This is a genomic window from Burkholderia sp. AcTa6-5, assembly GCF_017815075.1.
Taxonomy (GTDB): Bacteria; Pseudomonadota; Gammaproteobacteria; order Burkholderiales; family Burkholderiaceae; genus Burkholderia; species Burkholderia sola.
Window position 1 is genome coordinate 19,712 of sequence record NZ_JAGIQE010000008.1, and the last position, 19,925, is coordinate 39,636.

The following is a 19,925-nucleotide window of genomic DNA, read 5'->3' on the forward strand; positions in this document are numbered from 1 at the left end:
TGATCTCAGTATGCCGCCCCGTCTCCCGGCCCGTTCGCCGCAGCGTCGACCGGAGCGGGCGGCAGATAAACAAAAGTCCATTCGCTGTACGCGCCGCTGTCGCCGAACGCGTCGTATCGCGCCGGGAAACCCTGGCGCTTCAGCGGTTGCCCGGGCGCCTCGCTGAACACGCCCATGATGCCGCCGTCCGGCGCCTTCACGAGCCCCCACTGCGTCGACCCGGTCAGCGGATCGGCGTACAGGCGCCGCAGGTGACGCACCGTCGGCAGCCCGCGACGATCCTCGAGCAGCGCGTCGAGCGACGCCGGATAGCGGCCGCCTCCCGCCGCATTGTAGTAGCTTGCGATCGCCGCGCGAAACTGGTCGCCGACGAACAGGAGCTGCGCCTCGCGGTCGCGCTGCTGCACCGTCGTCCAGATCCGCGCCGCCTGCGTCATGCCGAGCCCGAGCGCCGCGACCAGCATCAGCACGCCGAGATACGCGATGCCGCGCTGTCTGCGCAAGCCGCACCGCCGATCACCACGTCGCATAGTCGCTCCCGTCGAGCGCGCGCCCTTTCGCCCCGCTCTTCACGTCCGCGATGCCACCCGTCTCGCCGGCCTGCGGCCGCCACGAGCCGCGCTTGCCGGTGACCGGATCGAGCGGCAGCTCGCGCAGGTAGCGCTGCTCGACCAGCGCATCGAGCGTGGCGGGATCGCGGCCGTGATCCGCCCGATAGTCGTCGATCGACTGGCGCAGCGTGTTCAGGTTGTGACGCAGCACCGTTTCCTTCGCGCGCTCGCTCTGCTTCAGGTAGCCGGGCGCGACGAACGCGGTGAGCGCCGCGATGATCGCCATCACGACGAGCAACTCGATCAGCGTAAAGCCGGCGGCGCGGCGCACACGACTACCACTGGTTGTACGGGACACCATTGAGGCCCTCCTTGCGGTTGGTCGAGCGGATGTCGAACACGTCCTCACCGGAAGAAAACGAATCGGGATCGCTCGCGTAGCTGCGCGTTTCCCACGTGTCTTCGGGCGCCTTGCCGTCGCATTCGCACATCGGATCGGCGGGAATCTTGCGCAGGAAATACAGTCGCGCACCGTCCGGCGACTTCTTGTCGACGACGCCGTCGACGAGCGCGCGCAGGTCGGCCGGGTAGCCGCTCGCGTCGACGCTGCGCTCGATCCGCCCGTCGCTCGCCGCCTCCTTGTATGCATCGAGTGCCGAGCGGATCACGACCAGCGTACGGCGCAGCTCGGCCTCGTCCGCGCGCCGCTTGACGAGATCCGTCAACGGCAGCGCGACGGTCGCGAGCAACGCCAGCAGCGACATCGCCACCATCAGCTCGATCAGCGTAAAGCCGCGCGCACGGGCACGTCGACGGACGCTCATGCGAAGCCCCGCGTGCGGGACAGCAGCATCGGCGCGTCGGCGTACAGCGGCGCGGCCGGTTCGGGCCCGCCCACGAAGCGATCGACGAACGCCTGCAGCGTGGCGATCAGCGAGCGCACCGCGGTAGCGACCCGGTGCTCGCCGCGCGCAGGCGCAGCGGCGGCGCTCGCCTGCGCGTCCGGCACCGCTGCGCCGGCATGCTCGAGCGCGGCCGGTCGCGCGCGCCGCGACGCGCCGCCGACCTCGCTCGCGCGATCCAGCTCGATTCGCGCCATCGCGACTTCCGCGCGCAGGTCGGCAGGCTTCGCCGGCGTGGCGGCCGCGTGCGGCGCATCCTCTCGCGGCGCTACCGTCCGGCGGTGCGCCGCCGTGCCGGCCGGGGCGAGCGCGGCCACCTTGACGGCGGCAACCGGCTGCTGCCCGGCCGCGGCACGCGTACGCATCATTCCCGCGCCGCGCACGCCGGGCTCGACTGCAGGGCTCGTCGCGTCGTCCTGCCGGGCCTCCGCGGGCGCCTGCGGTTGCGCGTCGGCCGACTCTGCCGAGTCGGCGGTGTCGCGCTCCGCGGCTGCACGGTTGCCCGCGGGCGGCGACGGCTCGATCGGCGCGTCCAGATCCGGGCCGTTCGGCGACGGCAGGCGCGCCGGCACGGCCTGCGCGGACTCGAGCGTCAGCGCTTCGGTGGTCACGCGCGACTCGGTGCCCGACAGGAAGGTCGTCACCGCCGACATCGGCAGGTCGAGATTGCGCTCGATATGCGGCGTGATCAGCAGCACGATCTCCGAGCGCTCGTTGCTGCGACCGTTCGAGCCGAACAGCCGGCCGAGCACGGGCAGGCCCGATACGCCCGGCAGCCCGGCGATGCTGTCGCTTTCGTTGCGCTTGACGAGGCCCGCGAGGATCTGCGTTTCGCCGTTCTTCGCGGTCATCAGCGTCTCGGCGTTGCGCGTGCCGAGCGAATACGCGACCAGGCCGGTCTTCGTGGTTTCCTTCGACAGGATGCTGCTGACCTCCATGTTCACCTTGACGCTCACCTCCTCGTTCAGGCTGATGCGCGGTTCGACCTTGAGCATCAGGCCCACGTCCTGGTAGCTGACCGATTCGGTCACGACGCCGTTCGCGTTGGTGGTCGTGACGATCGGCACGCGTTCGCCGATCTTGATGTTCGCCTTCTCCATGTTGCGCACGCGGATCTTCGGATTGGCGAGCGTCTTCGTCTTGCCCTGCTTCTGCAGCAGATCGATCGCGAGCGCGAGGCCGCCCGATTCGCTCGACACGCCGACGCGGTCGCGATTCAGCCGCAGCAGGTCGCCGAGCGTCAGCGCACCGCCTTCCACGCCGCCGAGCGCGTTGAACTGGATCTTGCCCGGATACTGGACGCCGAGATCGAGGCTGTCGTTCATGTTCACCTCGAGCACCTGCACGTCGAGCGTCACTTCCGATTGCGGGATGTCGAGCCCCATCACCACGCGCTCCGCGACCTGGATCGTCTCCGGCGTGTCGCGCATGACGACCGCGTTCACCCGCTCGTCCACGTACACGTCCTTCGGCTTGACCATCTGGCGCAGCGCGGCCATCACCGATTTGGCGTCCGCATGCGACAGGAAGAACGTGCGAATCGCGAACTCCGTGTAATTGCGGGCCTTCTCAGGCTGCGACGGGTAGACGAGCAGCGTGTGCTTGTCGAGCACCTTCTTCTCGAGCTGGTTGGTACGCAGCAGCAGGTTGATCGCGTCTTCGGCGGTCGTGCGCTCCGCGAGCAGCGTCGCGGCCTGACTGGTGTCCACGTCGCGGTCGAACACGAAATTCACGCCGGACACGCGCGAAATCACGTCGAAGATGTTGGCCAGCGGCTGCTGCTTGAAATTGAGCGACACCGGCTTGCGCAGCGCGTCGGACAGTTGCGGGCGCACCGCGCGGCTGGCCTGCGACTGGCGCAGCATCGTGTCGCGCAGGCGTTTGGCGCCCGCGTGGTTCGGTTGCTCGGCGAGGATGCGCCGCGCGATCTCGAGCGCCTCCTGCGGTTTCTCGCCGCCGATGCGCTGCGCGCGCGCGAGGTCGACCGCCATCTGCTGGCGGCGCTTGACCTGCTCGAGCGTCTGGGCGGCTTTCAGGTTGCCCGGATCTTCGCCCAGCACGTTCTCCAGGTGATCGATCGCGGCCGCATGGTTGCCCTGCGCGACTTGGCGGTCGGCTTCCTTCAGTTCCGCGCGCACATACGCTTGCCGGCTGAATTCGACGGCGGTCGTGACGGCGATGTCGTCGGGCGCGGCGGCCTGCTGTTGCTGCAGCGTGCCGAGTCGTTCGGCGGGCGTCGCGGCGGCATCGGGCGCGGCATTGAACGGGGTACTTGCGCATCCTGTCAGCGCAAGCGCCGAAATCAGGAGCAACAGACTGACTTTACGTTTCATGATGGTGTTCGGCAGAGGTTGGATTCGGGGTTCATTGGATCGGGACGGGCAGCGACAGCTCGACATCGGCACTGCCGCGGGTCACGATCACCGTGCCCTGTTCGCCCAGTTTCTTCAGCCGGTAGCCTTCGGCGATCTCGTCGCCCGGCCGTACCGCGTCGCGCACGTCGCAGCGCGATCCGCACAGCAGGAACGTCTTGCCGATGCCTTCCAGCACGACGATGCGCTGGCCGCTCTCGCGCCACTCCCCGGCGATCTCGAACGGGACGGCGGCGGCCGGCGGCGCGTCGATCGGCGTGTCGAGCGACGGCGGTTCCGGTTCGGGTGCGGGTTCGGGCGCCGCGACCGGCGGCGCGTCGTCGCGCGCCGGCTCCGCGCCGAGCGACGCCCAGCTCTGCGCCGGGAAGACGTCGACGATCGGCGCCGGGCTGCCGCTCTCGTGCGCGGCGCTGCCGCCGGAGAGGCAAGCGGTGGCGACTGCGAGCGCCAGCGGGATCAGGACGGTGCGCATCATGTATCGGGCCCCAGCAGGCTGACCCGCAGGTCGGCGGTGACGGTGGCGCTGTCGATCCGGTCGCGCTCGATCGACACGCCCTCGATGCGCACCATCGGCTGGTCCGCGATCTCGCGCATCGCTTCGCGCAGCCCGACATAGCTGCCGCTCAGCGCGATGCTGATCGTGAGCCGGCGCAGCTTGCCCTTCATCTCGACTTCGCGGCGATAAGTCGCGTGCTTGCGATCCATGCCGCGCTGCGACAGGATCTGGAAAATCGAATACGCCTGCTCGCTGCTGCGCAGTTGCTGTACCTGCTGCAGCGTCATGCCGCCGGCGCCGGCCTGCTTGCCCGGCTTCGGCAGCGCGGCCAGTTCCGCCGCGCGCGCCGAACGCTCGGTCTCGAGCCGATCGCCGTCCGGCTGCAGGTGGAACGCGTGAGCGCCGATCAGCGCGACGACGAGTCCGCCCGCCAGCAGCCCCGGCACGCCGAGCTTGGCGGTCGCCGCATAGGCGCCCCAGCGCAGCCGCGCGGCGAGCGCCGTCGTGTCGATTGCTTTCAGGTTCGTCATGGGTGTTCGATACTCAGGCTGAAATGAAAGATGTCCTTGCCGTCCTCCGCTTTCGTGCGGTGCTGCAGCAGGCCGATCTTGCGGTCCGGGTGACGGTCGTTCAGACGATCGACGAAGATGTAGATGTGCGACAACTCCGCCGCGCCGCCTTCGATGCGCGCCTCGCGGCCGGCCTTGTCGACCGTCAGCGACTTCAGCGCGATTTGCGGCGTCCATGCGTGCTCGATCCAGTCGACCACCGACAGCCCGGAGCCCGCGGCGCTCGTCTTCTGCTCGGCGAGCACGCGCTCGATGCGGCGCTGCTCCGGCGTCATGCTCTTCTGCCGGCGCTGCTCGCGCTCGATCGCGCGCTTGCGCTGGTCGATACGGCTTTCGAGGCGGTCGACGTCGTCGCGCAACTGGTCGACGCGCGACCACTCGCTCGCGGCGAATGCACCGGTGAGCAACGCGCAGCACAGCGCGACGGCCGCCCACGGCGTGACGCGCGTGCGAGGCGCCGCGAAATCCAGTTCGTCGACGCGCGTCATGCCGGTTCTCCGGATGCGCACACGGGTACGTCGCCCCACCCGTCGTCAAGCAGCGTGACGTCGTCCGCGGCCGGCGGCGCGCCGTCGAGCGCACTCGCGAACGCCGCGCCGGCCAGCGGTTGCCCGGCCATCAGCGCGGCGGCGGCGAACCAGTCGTCGAGCCGCCGGCCGCCCGCACGCGGCAGCGTGACCACGTCGGCCCACTCGCCCGCGCGACGAAACACGCAGGTGACGACGCGCGGCTGCAATAGTGCGTAGCGGCAGTCTTCCGCGCTCAGGCGGCCCGCATGCAGCGTGAGCGACGCCGACAGCGCATCGCGCACGCTGACGAGCCGCCAGCCGGTGGCGCGGCTCACGGTCGCGAGCGACGCGAGCAACGTGTCGCAGGCCGCCACCGCCAGACGTGCGCGGCCGTGCCGCGCGGCTTCGATACGGATGCGCAGCGCACCGCGCTGCGCGCGGGCGGCGAACAGCGCGCGCGCATAGCCGTCCCAGGCGGCGTCCGACACCAGCCCGTCCTGCCACGGCAGCACGACGCCATGCGTCCACGGATGGCCGACGACGATCCGCAGGCGGTTGCACATCGGCAGGCGCTGCTTCGGCAGGTCGCCCAGCACCCGCGCCAGCGCGTCGGCCGGCAGTCCGTCGTGCGCGACGACGATCTGCGGCGGGCCGGCGCGACGCACGCGCCAGCCGTCGCTCGTCCACACGCGCAGCGTGTCGGCGTCGAGCACCGCGACGGCGTTATTCCACGGCGATCGCACGCTGCACCTCCTGGAACGTCGTGAGCCTCGCGCGAATCGCCGCCAGCCCCGCGTCGCGCATCGACTGGTAGTCGGCGTTGTCCGCAAGCGCGCGCGTCCGCTTCTCGATCGAGCGTTCGAGCAACGCGACCTTCATCGCGGCGTCGAGCGTCAGCACTTCCGCGAGCCCGATCCGGCCGTGATAGCCGGTGCCGCGGCACGTGTCGCAACCCGCGCCGGGCACGACCGCGCGCTTCAGCTCGTCGAGCGGCGCGTCGCGCAGGTCGGCGCCGTGCGCCGCGTCGCCGCAGCTCGCGCAGATCCGGCGCACGAGGCGCTGCGACACGACGCCGTTCAGCGCCTCGAGAAACGTCGACGGCTCCACGCCCATGTAGATGAACCGGTCGATCACGCTGAACCCGTCGTTCGCATGCACGGTCGACAGCACGCGGTGGCCGGTCAGCGCGGATTGCACGGCGATCGACGCGGTCTCCTCGTCGCGGATCTCGCCGACCATGACCGTGTCCGGATCGTGACGCAGGATCGAGCGCAGGCCGCGCGCGAACGTGAGCCCCTTGCGCTCGTTGACCGGAATCTGCAGCACGCCCTGCAGTTCGTATTCGACCGGGTCCTCGATCGTGATGATCTTGTCGTCGCCGGTGTTGACCTCCGACAGCACCGCGTACAGCGTCGTCGACTTGCCGCTGCCGGTCGGCCCCGTCACGAGCATCAGCCCGTACGGACGATGCGCGAGCGCGCGCACGCGCCGCGCCGTCGGCGCATCGAAGCCAAGCACGTCGAGGCTCACGCTGTCGCCGCGCTGCGACTTGTCGAGCACGCGCATCACCGCGTTTTCGCCATGGGTGCCGGGAATGATCGACACGCGGAAATCGATTTCGCGGCCCTGCATCACGACCTTGAAGCGGCCGTCCTGCGGCACGCGCTTCTCCGCGATGTCGAGCGCGGCGAGCACCTTGAGACGCGACAGCGTCTGCGCGGCCGCCTCGAGCCCCGGAATATGGCGGATCGACTGCAGCACGCCGTCGATCCGGTAGCGGATCGACAGGCCGTCCGGCACCGCTTCGAGATGAATGTCGCTGGCGCGGCTCTGCAGCGCGTCGTAGAGCGTCGTGTTGACGAGCCGGATGATCGGGCTTTCGTCCTTCGCGATGCTCGCGAGCGAGATCGACTCGATCGCCTGCGCGAGCGAATCGCCCTGCGTATCGATCGTCACGTCATCCATCAGCCGCTCGCTCGACTCGATGTCGCCGAGCAGCCGCTCGACCTCGCCCGGCGCGCTCATCGCCAGTTCGATCGGCCGCGTGCCGAAGCGCGCAAGCAGTTCGTCGCGCACGTGGCGGGCGAACGGATCGGCGACGACCACGCACGGCGCGCCGTCGAGTTCGACCGGCAGCACGCGCCAGGTCAGCGCGTCGTGCAGCGGCAGCAGGTCGAAGCGCGTGCGCGCCGCGCGCAGCGCATCCGCGTCGACTGCGCCGATGCCGAGGCAGGCGGCCGCCTGTGCGAGCAGCGCCGCATCGGCGGCCAGCAACCCGCCGACGTACTGCGCGAAATCGACGCCCGATGCGTCGGATTCCGACTGCCAGCGTTGAACGATGTGTTCCGTTTTCATTGAATTTTCTCCAGTTGGACAGTGGAATCGCGAGCGCCTTGTCGCCCGGCTATCCGACGCTGCCGGCCAATTCGAAGATCGGCATGTAGAGCAGCAGGACCACCGCGCCGACCGTTGCGCCCACCGCGAGCATCAGGACCGGTTCGAACACCTTGCTGAGCATCTCGATCGCGCGGTCGAGCGCGCCGTCGTGAAACTGCGCGATGTGCTCGCACATCCCGCCGAGGTCGCCGCTCTGTTCGCCCACGCGCAACAGCCGCTCGGCGACCGACGTCGTCAATCCATGCGCGGCGAGCACGGCCGCGACCGGCCGCCCTGCGCGCATCTCGGTCAGCGCGACGGCGAGCCGCGCGCGAAAGTGCTCGGGCAACACCTTGCCGGACAGCTCCAGCGCCACGATCGCCGGCGTGCCGCCCGCGATCAGCAGGCCGACGGTCCGGTAGAACCGCGTGAGCGCGAACAGCGCGCAGATGTCGCGCACTTTCGGCGCGCGCCACATCAGGCGCTGCACCGCACGCTTGAACGCGGCCGAGCGGAGCGCCAGCGCCGCGCCGACGAACGACGCAGCGACCGCGAGCCCGACCGCCATCCCGTTCTCGCGCAGCAGGTTCGCCCACCAGAGCATCGCGCGGGCGGTCGCAGGCAATGTGGCGAGCGATTCGAACACCACCGCGAAACGCGGGATCACGAAGAACGCCATGAACAGCAGGATCGCGATGCCCACGCCGATCACGACCGCCGGATAGATCAGCGCGCCGATCACGCGCTTGCGAACCTGTTCGATTCTCACTTCGTATTGCTGATAGCGCTTGAGGACGAGCGGCAACTGACCGCTGCCCTCCGACGATTCGATCGTCGCGACGAGCAGCGGCGGAAAAATGGCGGGCTGCTGCGCGAGCGCCTTCGACAACGGCTGCCCCTCGACCATCACCGCCAGGATCCGGTCGATCACGTGCTTCGCATCCCGGCCCGAATCCGCCTTGTCGCGCAGCGCCTCGAGCGCCTCGATCAGCACGAGGCCCGCGTCGAGCAGCGTCGACAATTCCTGCAGGAACAGCGCGAGCGCGAACTTCGGCGCCCGTCTGCGACGCCCGAAACGGGCATCGCGCCGCACCTCGAGCACGACCGCGCCCTGCGCCGCGAAGCGCGCCCGCACGTCCGTCTCGCTTGCCGCTTCGACCACCTGCTGCGTGACCTTGCCGGCGGCAAGCACGCGTACCCGAAACGCGTCCATCGCTACCTCCGCCAGTCGTCGAGCAGCGCGAGGCTCGCGTCGCGATCGCTCGTCAGCGCGTGGTACACGCGCCAGACCTTGGTCGCATAAGCCTTGCGCGCGGGCTCCCGTTTCGTCGACGACCCGGCGTTGTACGCGCCGACTGCGTTCCACGTGTAGCCGTGCCGGTCGATGAATCCGGCGAGAATCGACGCGCCGGTGTCGATCGACGTGCACGGCTCGTCGATCAATCGCTTGTGCGTCACGCCGACCTTGACGAGACGCGGCAAATGCGAACTGTTGATCTGCATCAGCCCGATGTCGTAGGTGCCGTTCCGGTTCCAGTTCATCGCGCGCGGGTTCAGCGCGGATTCCACTTTCGCGATCGCGACCAGCAGCAACGGATCGATGCCGTGACGATCGCCCGCCCGGGTCCAGCAATCCTTGGCCGCGGCGCCGGACGCGCAGGCGGCGAACAGCGCCACCCCCGCGATCCAGCGGCGCGGACCCTTACATGCCATAGACGAGGTCCGCATCGAGACCACTCCCGCCGACACGACCGTCCCGTCCGAGCGACACGATCTCCGCCTCGCCTTCGCGGCCCGGCACGTTCCATTGGTAGGCGCGGCCCCAGCCGTCCTTCGGCACCGCCTTCGCGAGGTACGGACCGTTCCAGCCGTCGCTGCCTTGCGGCTGCGCGACCAGCGAGTCGAGCCCTTCGTCGGCCGTCGGATAGCGGCCCGTGTCGAGCCGGAATTGCGTGACCGCGTCGCCCAGCGTCTTCATCTGCGCTTCGGTCGACTTGACCTTGGCCTTGTCGACCTGCGAGAACAGCTTCGGACCGACATAGCCGGCCAGCAGCGCGATGATCAGCAGCACGACCAGCAGCTCCAGCAGCGTAAAGCCCTGCTGGCCGCGGCGCGTTGCCCATTTCCGGTAGTTCTGTTTCACGTCGTTTGCCCTCTGTAGAGATCCCGGCACGGCGTCGCGGCCGGGGGCCGTCGTGTTGCAGACGGCAGGTGAGTGAGGCGCTTTCGGAGAGGTGGTTCGATTGAAGGAAAGCGCCGATCGATGAGGTCATTTTCCCGGGGGAAGGGAAGCGTCACCACCTTCATCAACGAAATATCAAAAACGGTTTTGAATCGGCCGACTCGCGACCGCGCGTCAGCAAAAAAGCCGCGCGCATGGCTGCGCGCGGCTCAAGTCATCTCCTTGTCAGGTCGTTACTTGCTGCAGGCGCCCAGGTCCTTCCACACCTTGCCGGTATGGTCGGCGCCCGTCGATGCCGGATCGCCCGGGACCTCGTTCTGGGTCCACCAGCGCGCCTCGTACGTGCGGCCGTTGTGCTGCACCTTCGCACCGCCCGTGTAGGCCGTCCCCTGCTTCCATGCAGCCTGGCACTGAGCGCCTTCGCCGCCCGATTCGCCGGTCAGCTTGAACGTGGTGGTTTCCTGCTTCAGCGTGCCGCCCTCGATCTGCGACGTCGCCACGGCCGTGTGGTCGCCCGCCTTCGCGTTCGCGATATCGACGTTCACGTCGCCCTGCATGCGCATCGTCGACGACTTCGAGCCGACCAGCGAGTTCGCCGCGTCGTAGACCTTCACCGTGACGTTCGTGTCCTTCGTGTGATTGAACTTCAGGAAGAACTTCGCGGTCGCCTTGCCGTTCTGGATCTTGAACTCGCCGTTGTTCGAAATGCTGAAGCCTTCGTCGAGGCCGCCTTCCGGCTGGTGATCGATCGTCGTCTCGGTGCGCACGATGCCGCTGGTGCTCTTCGAGAACACGTCGTTCTTGCCAAGCGCGGGCTCGATGCGGCCGTCGCGCTCGACGCCGGCGATCAGGTTCGCCGCCTGCGTGCGGTTGATTTCCTTCGCGAGCAGCATCGGCCACATGTTGCGTTCGCCCTGCTGCGCGGAGCCGATCGTCACCGTGGTCTTCATCGACGGCACTTCGCCGCCCGACTTGAACACGCGGTTCGTGACCTTGTCGCCAGTCTTCAGGTCCATCGTCGGCGCGATGCTGCCGACGTTCGACCAGTTCGGCTTGCCCGGATCGGTCGGGCCGCCGGCGTCGGTGATGTTCAGGTCGGCCACGTTATAGAACATGCCGGCCGTATCGCCGACGTGCCACGTCGTCAGCATCACGTGATGGCCCTTCTTGTCCGACGGGATCGTGCAGCCGTGCGGGCCGATCTCGTCGGCTTTTTTCATCCCGCCGTCGATCGTGCAGAACGGCGCCAGGTCGAACTGCTCGCGCGTGAGCTTCGCGTTCGGATTCCAGCCCTGCTTCGTCAGGTAGTACTTGAATTCCTTCGTCACGTGCGGCGCGGTGAACGTCCACTTGAACTTCTGCGCGCCCGGCTTGATGTCGGTGATCTTCCAGCGATCGACCGACTGCTCGTTGAGCTCGCTGAACTGCGTCACGCCGCCGCTCGCGATCTCGCCGTCCGGCGCGCCGGCTGCCGGGAAACCCTGCTTGCCTTCGATGCTTTGCGGTTCGTAGGTGACCGAACCGCAGTTGAAGTTTTCGACCTTGCCCGCCTTCGAACTGCACAGCAGGCCGCGCGACGGCGGCTCCGACAGGTAGCCGTGGGCAAACGCGGCTTGCGCGAAGAACATCGACGCGCAGGCTACGAGCGGCGACAGGGTAAAGAGGGTCTTTTTGGCTGATCGGGTTCTCATCTGATTCCGTTGGGTTGAGCGTTGAATGGAGTTGCCTCGTTAAGCGAATCGCGAACGATCCGCCGGAATGTGCGTGACGTATGTCCTGCTGACGAAACGCTGGGTGCAGTATCGTCAGGCGCCGCGCTTCGGCGTACCTTCCTGAACGATCTCTCAAAGAATCGTCGCCCCCAGCCCGCCCGCTTTTAGATTGCGTTGAGAATCGTTGCCGCCATGCCGCCCTCGAAAAAGAATGTGCTCGCTTTCCCGCACTTTTTTCAACACCCGGATGGATGGTTATCAAATTGAAATCGCATAAACGCACTCCCGACATCGTGATCCGCCGCCGCTCCCTGCGTCGTGCGCACGTTGCCTATGCCGCGCTCGCCGCGGCCAGCGCACTGAGCTTCGCGAACGCCGCGCTGGCCGCGCCCGGCAAGCCCAGCCTGAAGCAGTACGAAATCACGTCGCAGCCGCACGGCTTCGTCGAGATCGACATGCAGAAGGCCGGCGTCGCGCCGTACAAGGACATCGTCAAGCTGAACAAGAAGGTCGACGTGCCGCTGCCGTTCGACATCTGGAGCAACGGCACCGCGGTGAAGGCGGTCGCGGTGGTCAACGGTGTCGTCGATCCGGCATCCGAGGTCCGGATGACGCCCGGCGGCACGCAAAGCGGCCAGGTCGTCGCGAACGTGAAGACGCCCGGCGTGAAGAAGATGCAGGTTCGCGTGATCGACGCCAACGGCGCCTCGACCGACAGCGCGCCGCTCGACGTGGTCGTGTTCGACACGATTCCCGAACTGGCGGACGACCTGCCGAACAATGCGAGCAAGAACCACAAGCCGTATGCGAACACGACCGACTCGGTGGTCGGCACCTACTTCGCGACCTGGTCGATCTACGATCGCAAGTTCAACGTCGACAACGTGCCGGTCGAGAACCTCACGCACATGCTGTACGGCTTCATCCCGATCTGCGGCGGCGCGGACGTGAACGCGTCGCTCGCGAAGGACCTGCCGGGCTCGTTCAATACACTGATGCAAAGCTGCAAGGGCCTGCCCGACTACAGCGTCGCGATCCACGACACGTACGGCGAGATGGCCAAGACCTTGCCGGGCCAGACCGCGAATTCGAAGCTCAAGGGCGTGCTCGGCCAGATGATGGCCGCGAAGAAGCGCAACCCGAACCTGAAGATCCTGCCGTCGATCGGCGGCTGGACGCTGTCCGACCCGTTCTTCGGGATGCACGATCCGGCGAAGCGCAAGGTGTTCGTCGATTCGACCGAACAACTGCTGCGCACGTGGAAATTCTTCGACGGCGTCGACATCGACTGGGAATTCCCCGGCGGCAAGGGCGTGAATCCGTCGCTCGGCGATCCGGTGAAGGACGGCCCGCTGTACGTGACGCTGATGAAGGAACTGCGGCAGATGCTCGACAAGCTGTCGCAGGAAACCGGCAAGACCTACGAGCTGACGTCGGCGATCGGCGCGGGCAAGGACAAGATCGACGTGGTGAACTACAAGGAAGCCACGAAGTACATGGACTACATCTTCGACATGACGTACGACTTCTACGGTGCGTTCAGTCTGACGGAGCTGGGCCATCAAACCGCGCTGTACGCACCGAACTGGAAGCCCGACACCGCGTACACGACGCACAACTCGATCAAGGCGCTGCTCGCGCAGGGCGTCGATCCGAAGAAGCTCGTGGTCGGCGCGGCAGCGTATGCGCGCGGCTGGAACGGCGTGCACGGCTATGCCGACGGCAATCCGTTCACCGGCACGGCGACGGGCCCGCACAAGGGCCAGTGGGAGCCGGGCATCCTCGACTACAAGAAGCTCAAGGCGGAGATGATCGGGCCGAACAACGCCGGCATCAACGGCTACGAATACCACTACGACCAGACGGCCGAAGCGCCGTACGTGTTCAACAAGGGCACCGGCGAACTTCTCACGTTCGACGACGAGCGCTCGGTTCTCGCCAAGGGCGACTACGTGCGGGCGCATCAGCTGGGCGGCCTGTTCTCGTGGGAAATCGACGCGGACAACGGCGACATCCTGAACGCGATGCACAAGGGCCTCGGTCACGGCGACGAAGGCGGCGGCGGTGCCGAAAACCATCCGCCGGTCGCAAACGCGGGCGCCGATCTGACGGTGACCGGGCCGCAGACGGTGACGCTCGATGCGTCGAAGTCGCGCGACCCCGACGGCGACAAGCTGAGCTTCAAGTGGGAACAGGTCGGCGGCGATCCGCTGAAGCTCGTCAATGCGACGAGCGCGACCGCGAGCGTCGACGTGCCGTCGGTCAAACAGGACACGAAGTACACGTTCCGCGTGACGGTCACCGATCCGGCCGGGCTGAAGGATACGGCGCAGGTGGTCGTGACCGCGCAGGCGGACGCGACGGTCGAGCCGCCGCCCGCCGAGAACCGTCCGCCGGTCGCGCACCTCGGCGGCCCGGCAACGGCTGAAGCCGGCCAGGCCGTGACGCTGTCGGCCGCGAAGTCGACCGACCCGGACGGCGACAAGCTGAGCTTCAAGTGGAACGTCCCGACCGGCATCAACGCAACGCCGAGCGGCGCGACGTTGAACTTCTCCGCGCCCGAACTCGCGAAGGACCAGTCGTTCACGTTCTCGGTCACCGTCAGCGACGGCAAGCTGTCGAGCAGCGCCAAACATACGGTCCTCGTGAAGGCGAAGGATGCGGGTGGCGGTAACGGCGGTGGCGAAGGCGGCGGCAATGGCGGCGGCGAGTACCCGGCATACAAGGCCGGTACGCAATACAACGCTGGCGACATCGTGTCGAACCTCGGCAAGCTGTACCAGTGCAAGCCGTTCCCGTACAGCGGCTGGTGCTCCGGCGCGCCGGCGGCATACGAACCGGGCAAGGGCTTCGCGTGGAACGACGCGTGGACGCTCCATGGTGACGGCGGCAACGGTGGCGGCGAAGGCGGCGGCAACGGTGGCGGCAACGGTGGCGGCGAAGGCGGCGGTGAAGGCGGCGGCAACGGCGGCGGCGACCACCCGCAGTACAAGGAAGGGACGAAGTACAACGCCGGCGACGTCGTCTCCAACAACGGCAAGCTGTACCGCTGCAAGCCGTTCCCGTACACCAACTGGTGCTCGATGGCGGCCTGGGCTTACGAGCCGGGCAAGGGCACCGCATGGGACCAGGCGTGGGAGGAACACAAGGAGTAAGACCGACGACGTGCCAGGTCCGGCCGGCCGCGCCATCGCGGCGCCCCGGCCGATGTGAAACCCGCGTCCAACGACGCACAACGGCAAATGCCTGAATCGCCCCCGCCTCGTGCGGGGGCGTTTTCGTTTCGGGACCGGGCGATGCGCGGCCGTTTCAGGCGTCGGTCTCCCGTGTCGGCTTCCGGCGCTTGCCGTGCCGCCGCGCGTGCATCCGTACGCCGCAGGATCAGCCTGCAAACGCGCCGGATGGTGCGCGCGATGGCCGACAGGGCCGGGCCGCCGGATCGTCATCGCCTGGCGGCATTCGCGGCCTCGCCGTCGTGCGGTAAGCGGTAGGCGGTAGGCGGTACGACAGCAAGACGCACGCAACCCTTTCACGCTTCCTTCCGCCCGAGCCGGGCACACGTGACGTCATTCGACACGCTGTCCGGGCCTCGGTATTCGTCGTCGTGACGAATGCCGCGCCGAAACGCAAAAAGGCCGGACCCGCGCAGCACGGGGTCCGGCCTTTCATCGATCGAGTTTCAATCCTCGCCCGGCTTCGGCAAAGCGCACGCCCGCGCTGCCGTTCCGGTACCCGGCGGTTACGCGTCTTCGAGCATTTGCGCGGCGGCTCTCGGCAAGCGTATGGTAAAGCGGCTGCCCTGCCCCGGCGCCGACGTCACCTCGACCGCTCCGCCGTGGCGCTCGATCACCGCCTTCACGAACGGCAGCCCGAGGCCGACACCGCGGCTTGCGTCGCGATACATGCCGGCCACCTGAAAGAACGGCTCGAACAGCCTCGGCATCGCGTCGGCCGGAATGCCGATCCCCTGATCCTGCACCGCCACCGACACCTGCCGGTCGTCGGCGTCGATCCAGACGTCGATCTCCGTCTCCTCGGCCGAGTACTTGATCGCGTTGTCGAGCAGATTGGTCAACGCGCGCAACAGCATGTCGCGATTGCCGAGGACGAACACGTCGTCGCCATCGTAATGCGGGCCCTCGACGCGGATGCGCTTCGCGTTCGCGCTGTGCCAGACATGATCGGTCGCTTCCGTCGCGAGATCGTTCGCGGACATCGGCACGTACGCGTGCGTGTCGAGGTGCTCGGCGCGCGACAACTGCGTGAAATCCTGCGCGACGCGCAGGCTGTAGTCGACGAGCTTGTGCAGGTCGGCCAGGAAATCCTCGTCGCTCGCGCCGTCGGCCCGGTTGCGCTCCTCGAGCAGCGACAGCACCGTCGACAGCGGGTTGCGCAGATCGTGCGCCATGTGCCGCAGCGTGCGCCGGTCGCTTTCGACCGCGGCCTTGATGTTGTGGATATCGACGAGGCAGATCATGCTCGCGGTCGAACTGTGCTGGTCGCCATCGCCGAACGGCGTCACCATCACCATCTGCGTGCGTCCGTTCAGCGCCAGCTCGGCCGAATGGATCTTGCCGCTCGCCTTCGCGGTCAGCACTTCGTCGCGCACGATCGACAGCACGCGCCGTACCGCCGCGTCGCCGTCGGCGTCGAGCGCCGCCAGCATCGCGCGGCCGCGTGCGTTGCACATCAGCATCTCGCCACGCTGTTCGACGAAGATCGGATACGGCAGCGTCTCGATCATGTCGACATACGCCGTCCGCCATTCGCGAATGCGCTGCATCGCGAGGTCGACTTCATCCGTCGTCGGCAGCCCGCTGTCCGCGCCGGCCGCGGGCGGCAAGCCGACGAACGCGTGCTGGCCGGCCAGCCCGCGCAGCATCCCGTATTCGCTCAGCAGGAACGCCCGCAGGCTGCCGGCGCGCCGCCAGCCGCATATCGCGAAAATCAATACGCACACGGCAAGCAACGGTCCGATCGGCGTCCAGTACGACCCATGTACGAGCAGCAGCATTTCGGCGGCGACGAACGCGGCCAGCCACCCGATCGCGAATGCATACATGCGCCAGCCCGGCACCAGCAGGCAGATCAGCAGCATTCCCGTCGCGACCGCGATGCTGACGGCGACCCGGATCGCCATCGGCTCGCGCCACAGGATGTGGCCGTCGATCAGCGCCTGCGTCACCAGCGCGTCCACCTCGACGCGGCGCAGCTGTCCGCCCGCCGACGTCGACAGGTCGTAGACGCCGGAAAGATCGGACATCGTGTCGCCGACGAAGACGATGCGGCCGCGCCACGCCGACTCGGGGATTCGCCCCTTCAGCACGTCGACGTACGAATAGCGCTCGAGATCGAAGCGCGCCGGCAGGAGCAGCGCAAGCGAGCGCGCTTCGACATGCCCCATCCGGGACACGTGATCCTGTACGTGAAGGTGCACGTCGCCGGCCGGCAGCGACCTTCCCGCGACACGAATCGCCTGCAGCGCGACGTGCGACAGTTCGTGATCCGAATCGCCGGCCCGCACGTACGGCACAATGCCCTGCACCAGATGGTCGCTGCCGAGCACGACGCTGCGCTGGCCGACGGCCGCCGCCGCGCCGCGCAACCGCGGCGCGGGCAGCAGCACGGTGTGGGCGCGCGTGCCCTCCGGCGACACGTGGGCGGGCAGCACGACCCGCCCGTGCCGCGCGAGCGCAGCCACGAGCGCGTCGTCGCCGCGCGCCGGGCTGAACATCGTCATGTCGAGCACGACGCTCGATGCACCGCCCAGACGATCGAGCACTTGCGCATGAGCCGCTCGCGTATAGCTTGCATCACCGCCCAGTTCGGCGACCGTCTTCCTGTCGATCGAGACGACGACGACATCGTCTCGCGCGCCGTAATCGATACCGGTCGTCACCAGATTCCAGTAGAGACGGTCGAGCGGAGACAGCAGCGTCTCGGCCGCCGGCGTACAACTGAGCACGGCCAGCAAGGCCACACCGGCCGACAGCGGCCACACGGCGGGCCGCGCGGATGTCGCGATCTTCCAGACTCGATTGAGCCAGTCAGGCATCGGATGGCATTCCTCGTTATTGTTTTATTTACCCGAGTTCGATGGTGCGCATTTCCTGAATTGTCTTGCGGCGGATCGGCCGCATTCTTCTTCGCACCGGCGATCCCCTCGGGTTCATCAACACACAACCGCGCCACGTTGGGCTGCCGGTTACCAGGCCGACATGGTGCTCGAATCGCTTTGATTTTTTTCAAGTGCCAGAGTCAATTATCTCTTGTCCCATAGGATTTATACAAACTTTAGTACTTGTCTTATCACTTGAAATTGAACGTCAGGTCGATGACAAAGATGGACGGCATCCTGTCGCCGTTGCCTGCGCGGCCGGACCACGGATCGCGGGCCTGGCTCTCGGCGAGACGGGACCACGGCGCCGGAACCTCGCCGCGCAACGGGGATACTTCGGATTCGCCGAGGCGAGAACGGGCGATCGAGCGTGAACGCATATTTTTTGCGGGGGCCCAATGAAATTGGGTTGACAGCTACTCGGGACCGGCTATAATTGCGGTCTTTCGCGTCGCAGCAAGCGAAACGTGCCCAGGTGGCGGAATTGGTAGACGCACTAGGTTCAGGTCCTAGCGGTGGCAACATCGTGGAGGTTCGAGTCCTCTCCTGGGCACCACTTATACTTCCAGAGACTTCCAATAAGGTCTTCTGGAACCTCGGAGAAGCCCGCCATTGCGGGCTTTTTCGTTTTTGCGCGTCCATCACGATCTACTGAGAACCGTGGCAAGCCAGCACCAAAGTGGTACATTTTTCGGCACATCGAAAGTTCGAGTTGTCCGAATGTACCAATCTGGAGGTGCCCACAATGTCTCTGACTGCCAAGCAGATCGAAGCGGCCAAACCGTCGAACCGTGACTACATCCTCAATGACGGTGATGGGCTATTCCTCTTCGTAGCCACCAGCGGTACGAAGAGCTGGCACTTCCGATTCACTCTGGCCGGCAAGCGCGCTCGCGTATCCTTCGGCGTGTTCCCCACCATCTCCCTGCAACGCGCGCGCGAGCTTCGGGCACAAGCCATCATCCAGGTTGCCAACGGCGTCCATCCGAAGGTCCGAAAGTCAAAGGCAAACGATTCTGCAGAAGACGCCGACACGTTCCAAGCGGCGGCAGAACTTTGGTACAAGGGCAAGGTGGATGCCGGCCGAGCAGCCACGACGCTCAACAAATTCCGCACGTATCTTGACAAGGACATCCTTCCCGAATTGGGGCGTATGCGCGTATCGGCCATCACGCGTGCCGACTGCGCCCGAGTACAGGCACGCATCGAAAAACGTGACGCGCTAAATGTTTCAAAAAAGGTCCGTGGCTGGCTCCGAGAGATCTTCAGCCAAGCCATCGCCCGCGGAAAGTGCGAATACAACCCTGCCTCAGAGTTGAGAGTCATTGCCAAGGAGGCTCCCCGGGCGCGTCCGTATCCTCACCTGCTCGAACCCGAACTTCCCGCGTTTCTGCAAGCCCTTGAGCGCTCGACAAGCCGTTTCATTCAGCGTGCAGCCGCCTGGATGACAATTTGGACTGCCAGTCGCCCTGGGATGGTGCGGTTCGCCGAGTGGGCCGAGATTGATTTCGACAGCGCCTGTTGGACCATTCCTGGCCCCAAAATGAAGATGCGCCGGGACATCGTCATCCCCCTGCCCACCCAACTCATCGATCTGCTGCGTGAACTCTTCAAACTCACTGGACAACACCGATACCTGTACCCGGGTATCGGCTGGAAAAACGTTGTCATCAGCGAGAACACGATCAACCGCGTCTTCTCAGGGATCGGATACAAAGGACGCATGGTGGGACATGGCACACGCCATACGGCAAGTACCTTATTGCGCGAGCACGGCTGGAACAAAGACCACGTAGAAATGCAGTTAGCCCATGTCGAAGAAGGTACTGCTGGTGACTACAACCAAGCCCTGTATCTACCTCAGCGCTCCGCCATGATGCAGTGGTATGCAGACTACGTCGAAGCACTGAGGCAGGGCCTAACTGCGCAGCAGCTTGAAGCATTTTCTCGTCGCGTCAATGTCTACAAACGTCATCACGAACCTAGGCCAGTCCGCAAAGGACCGTCAGCAGTATCACGGTGAAAGAGGTCAGCGCCAATTGAACTCGCAGGAGTTGACTCCGAAGTCCATGCGCAACATCACTGCCGATTGGGGGCGGGCTGCTCACGGTTAGAAACGGCCATGAATCAGTTTGCCA

Annotated in this window: 17 protein-coding genes and 1 tRNA gene; 3 read left to right on the forward strand and 15 right to left on the reverse strand. The window is 66.6% G+C overall.

What is annotated here, in order from left to right; genetic code table 11:
* Window positions 1–5 precede the first annotated feature (5 nt).
* The 13 genes from J8I33_RS12815 to gbpA form a co-directional block, all read right to left on the reverse strand.
* On the reverse strand, window positions 6–503 hold the full coding sequence (locus J8I33_RS12815) for a type II secretion system protein (protein WP_235356172.1): 498 nt from the start codon (window positions 501–503) through the stop codon (window positions 6–8).
* Between the two features lie 13 nt (window positions 504–516).
* Window positions 517–912, reverse strand: coding sequence for a prepilin-type N-terminal cleavage/methylation domain-containing protein (locus J8I33_RS12820; RefSeq protein WP_209936232.1), 396 nt, complete (start codon window positions 910–912; stop codon window positions 517–519).
* Window positions 887–1,375 carry a type II secretion system protein gene (locus J8I33_RS12825; protein ID WP_209936246.1) on the reverse strand — a complete coding sequence of 163 codons (489 nt, stop codon included), beginning with the start codon at window positions 1,373–1,375 and terminating at the stop codon, window positions 887–889. Before J8I33_RS12825 ends, J8I33_RS12820 begins: the two co-directional genes overlap by 26 nt.
* Window positions 1,372–3,786, reverse strand: coding sequence for a secretin N-terminal domain-containing protein (locus tag J8I33_RS12830; RefSeq protein ID WP_209925538.1), 2,415 nt, complete (start codon window positions 3,784–3,786; stop codon window positions 1,372–1,374). The genes J8I33_RS12825 and J8I33_RS12830 overlap by 4 nt, the downstream gene beginning before the upstream one ends.
* 31 nt (window positions 3,787–3,817) lie before the next feature.
* Window positions 3,818–4,300 (reverse strand): hypothetical protein, encoded by a 483-nt coding sequence (locus J8I33_RS12835; protein WP_209936249.1) that lies wholly within the window; start codon window positions 4,298–4,300, stop codon window positions 3,818–3,820.
* Window positions 4,297–4,851, reverse strand: coding sequence for a hypothetical protein (locus J8I33_RS12840; RefSeq protein WP_209936252.1), 555 nt, complete (start codon window positions 4,849–4,851; stop codon window positions 4,297–4,299). The genes J8I33_RS12835 and J8I33_RS12840 overlap by 4 nt, the downstream gene beginning before the upstream one ends.
* Window positions 4,848–5,378, reverse strand: coding sequence for a hypothetical protein (locus J8I33_RS12845; RefSeq protein ID WP_209925534.1), 531 nt, complete (start codon window positions 5,376–5,378; stop codon window positions 4,848–4,850). The genes J8I33_RS12840 and J8I33_RS12845 overlap by 4 nt, the downstream gene beginning before the upstream one ends.
* Window positions 5,375–6,142 (reverse strand): hypothetical protein, encoded by a 768-nt coding sequence (locus J8I33_RS12850; RefSeq protein ID WP_235356171.1) that lies wholly within the window; start codon window positions 6,140–6,142, stop codon window positions 5,375–5,377. The genes J8I33_RS12845 and J8I33_RS12850 overlap by 4 nt, the downstream gene beginning before the upstream one ends.
* A complete protein-coding gene (locus J8I33_RS12855) occupies window positions 6,123–7,754 on the reverse strand; it encodes a GspE/PulE family protein (protein ID WP_209936254.1) in 1,632 nt (543 codons plus the stop codon). Before J8I33_RS12855 ends, J8I33_RS12850 begins: the two co-directional genes overlap by 20 nt.
* Before the next feature lie 49 nt (window positions 7,755–7,803).
* A complete protein-coding gene (locus tag J8I33_RS12860; RefSeq protein WP_209936256.1) occupies window positions 7,804–8,988 on the reverse strand; it encodes a type II secretion system F family protein in 1,185 nt (394 codons plus the stop codon).
* 2 nt (window positions 8,989–8,990) lie between these two features.
* Window positions 8,991–9,503, reverse strand: coding sequence for a lytic transglycosylase domain-containing protein (locus tag J8I33_RS12865; RefSeq protein ID WP_124637887.1), 513 nt, complete (start codon window positions 9,501–9,503; stop codon window positions 8,991–8,993).
* The gene (gspG, locus tag J8I33_RS12870) at window positions 9,478–9,918 is read right to left on the reverse strand and encodes a type II secretion system major pseudopilin GspG (protein WP_124637886.1); all 441 of its coding nucleotides are present in this window, start codon (window positions 9,916–9,918) and stop codon (window positions 9,478–9,480) included. Before gspG ends, J8I33_RS12865 begins: the two co-directional genes overlap by 26 nt.
* 272 nt (window positions 9,919–10,190) lie before the next feature.
* Window positions 10,191–11,648, reverse strand: coding sequence for an N-acetylglucosamine-binding protein GbpA (gene gbpA / locus J8I33_RS12875; RefSeq protein ID WP_176015701.1), 1,458 nt, complete (start codon window positions 11,646–11,648; stop codon window positions 10,191–10,193).
* 284 nt (window positions 11,649–11,932) lie between these two features.
* Between gbpA and J8I33_RS12880 the strand changes: the two genes are divergently transcribed.
* Window positions 11,933–14,824, forward strand: coding sequence for a glycosyl hydrolase family 18 protein (locus J8I33_RS12880; protein ID WP_245170216.1), 2,892 nt, complete (start codon window positions 11,933–11,935; stop codon window positions 14,822–14,824).
* A 584-nt stretch (window positions 14,825–15,408) separates the two neighbouring features.
* On the opposite strand, the gene J8I33_RS12885 is transcribed toward J8I33_RS12880, so the two are convergent.
* Together J8I33_RS12885 and J8I33_RS12890 are read right to left on the reverse strand one after the other, a co-directional pair.
* Complete coding sequence (locus J8I33_RS12885) at window positions 15,409–17,724, reverse strand: ATP-binding protein (protein WP_209936259.1); 2,316 nt, start codon at window positions 17,722–17,724, stop codon at window positions 15,409–15,411.
* A gap of 254 nt (window positions 17,725–17,978) precedes the next feature.
* Window positions 17,979–18,167, reverse strand: a complete 189-nt coding sequence (locus J8I33_RS12890) for a hypothetical protein (RefSeq protein ID WP_209936261.1) — start codon at window positions 18,165–18,167, stop codon at window positions 17,979–17,981.
* A gap of 89 nt (window positions 18,168–18,256) precedes the next feature.
* Between J8I33_RS12890 and J8I33_RS12895 the strand changes: the two genes are divergently transcribed.
* Both J8I33_RS12895 and J8I33_RS12900 read left to right on the forward strand, forming a co-directional pair.
* A tRNA-Leu gene (locus J8I33_RS12895) sits at window positions 18,257–18,343 on the forward strand.
* 189 nt (window positions 18,344–18,532) lie between these two features.
* Entirely contained in the window at window positions 18,533–19,810 is a 1,278-nt protein-coding gene (locus tag J8I33_RS12900; RefSeq protein WP_209936263.1) for an integrase arm-type DNA-binding domain-containing protein, read from the forward strand.
* Window positions 19,811–19,925: the final 115 nt, after the last annotated feature.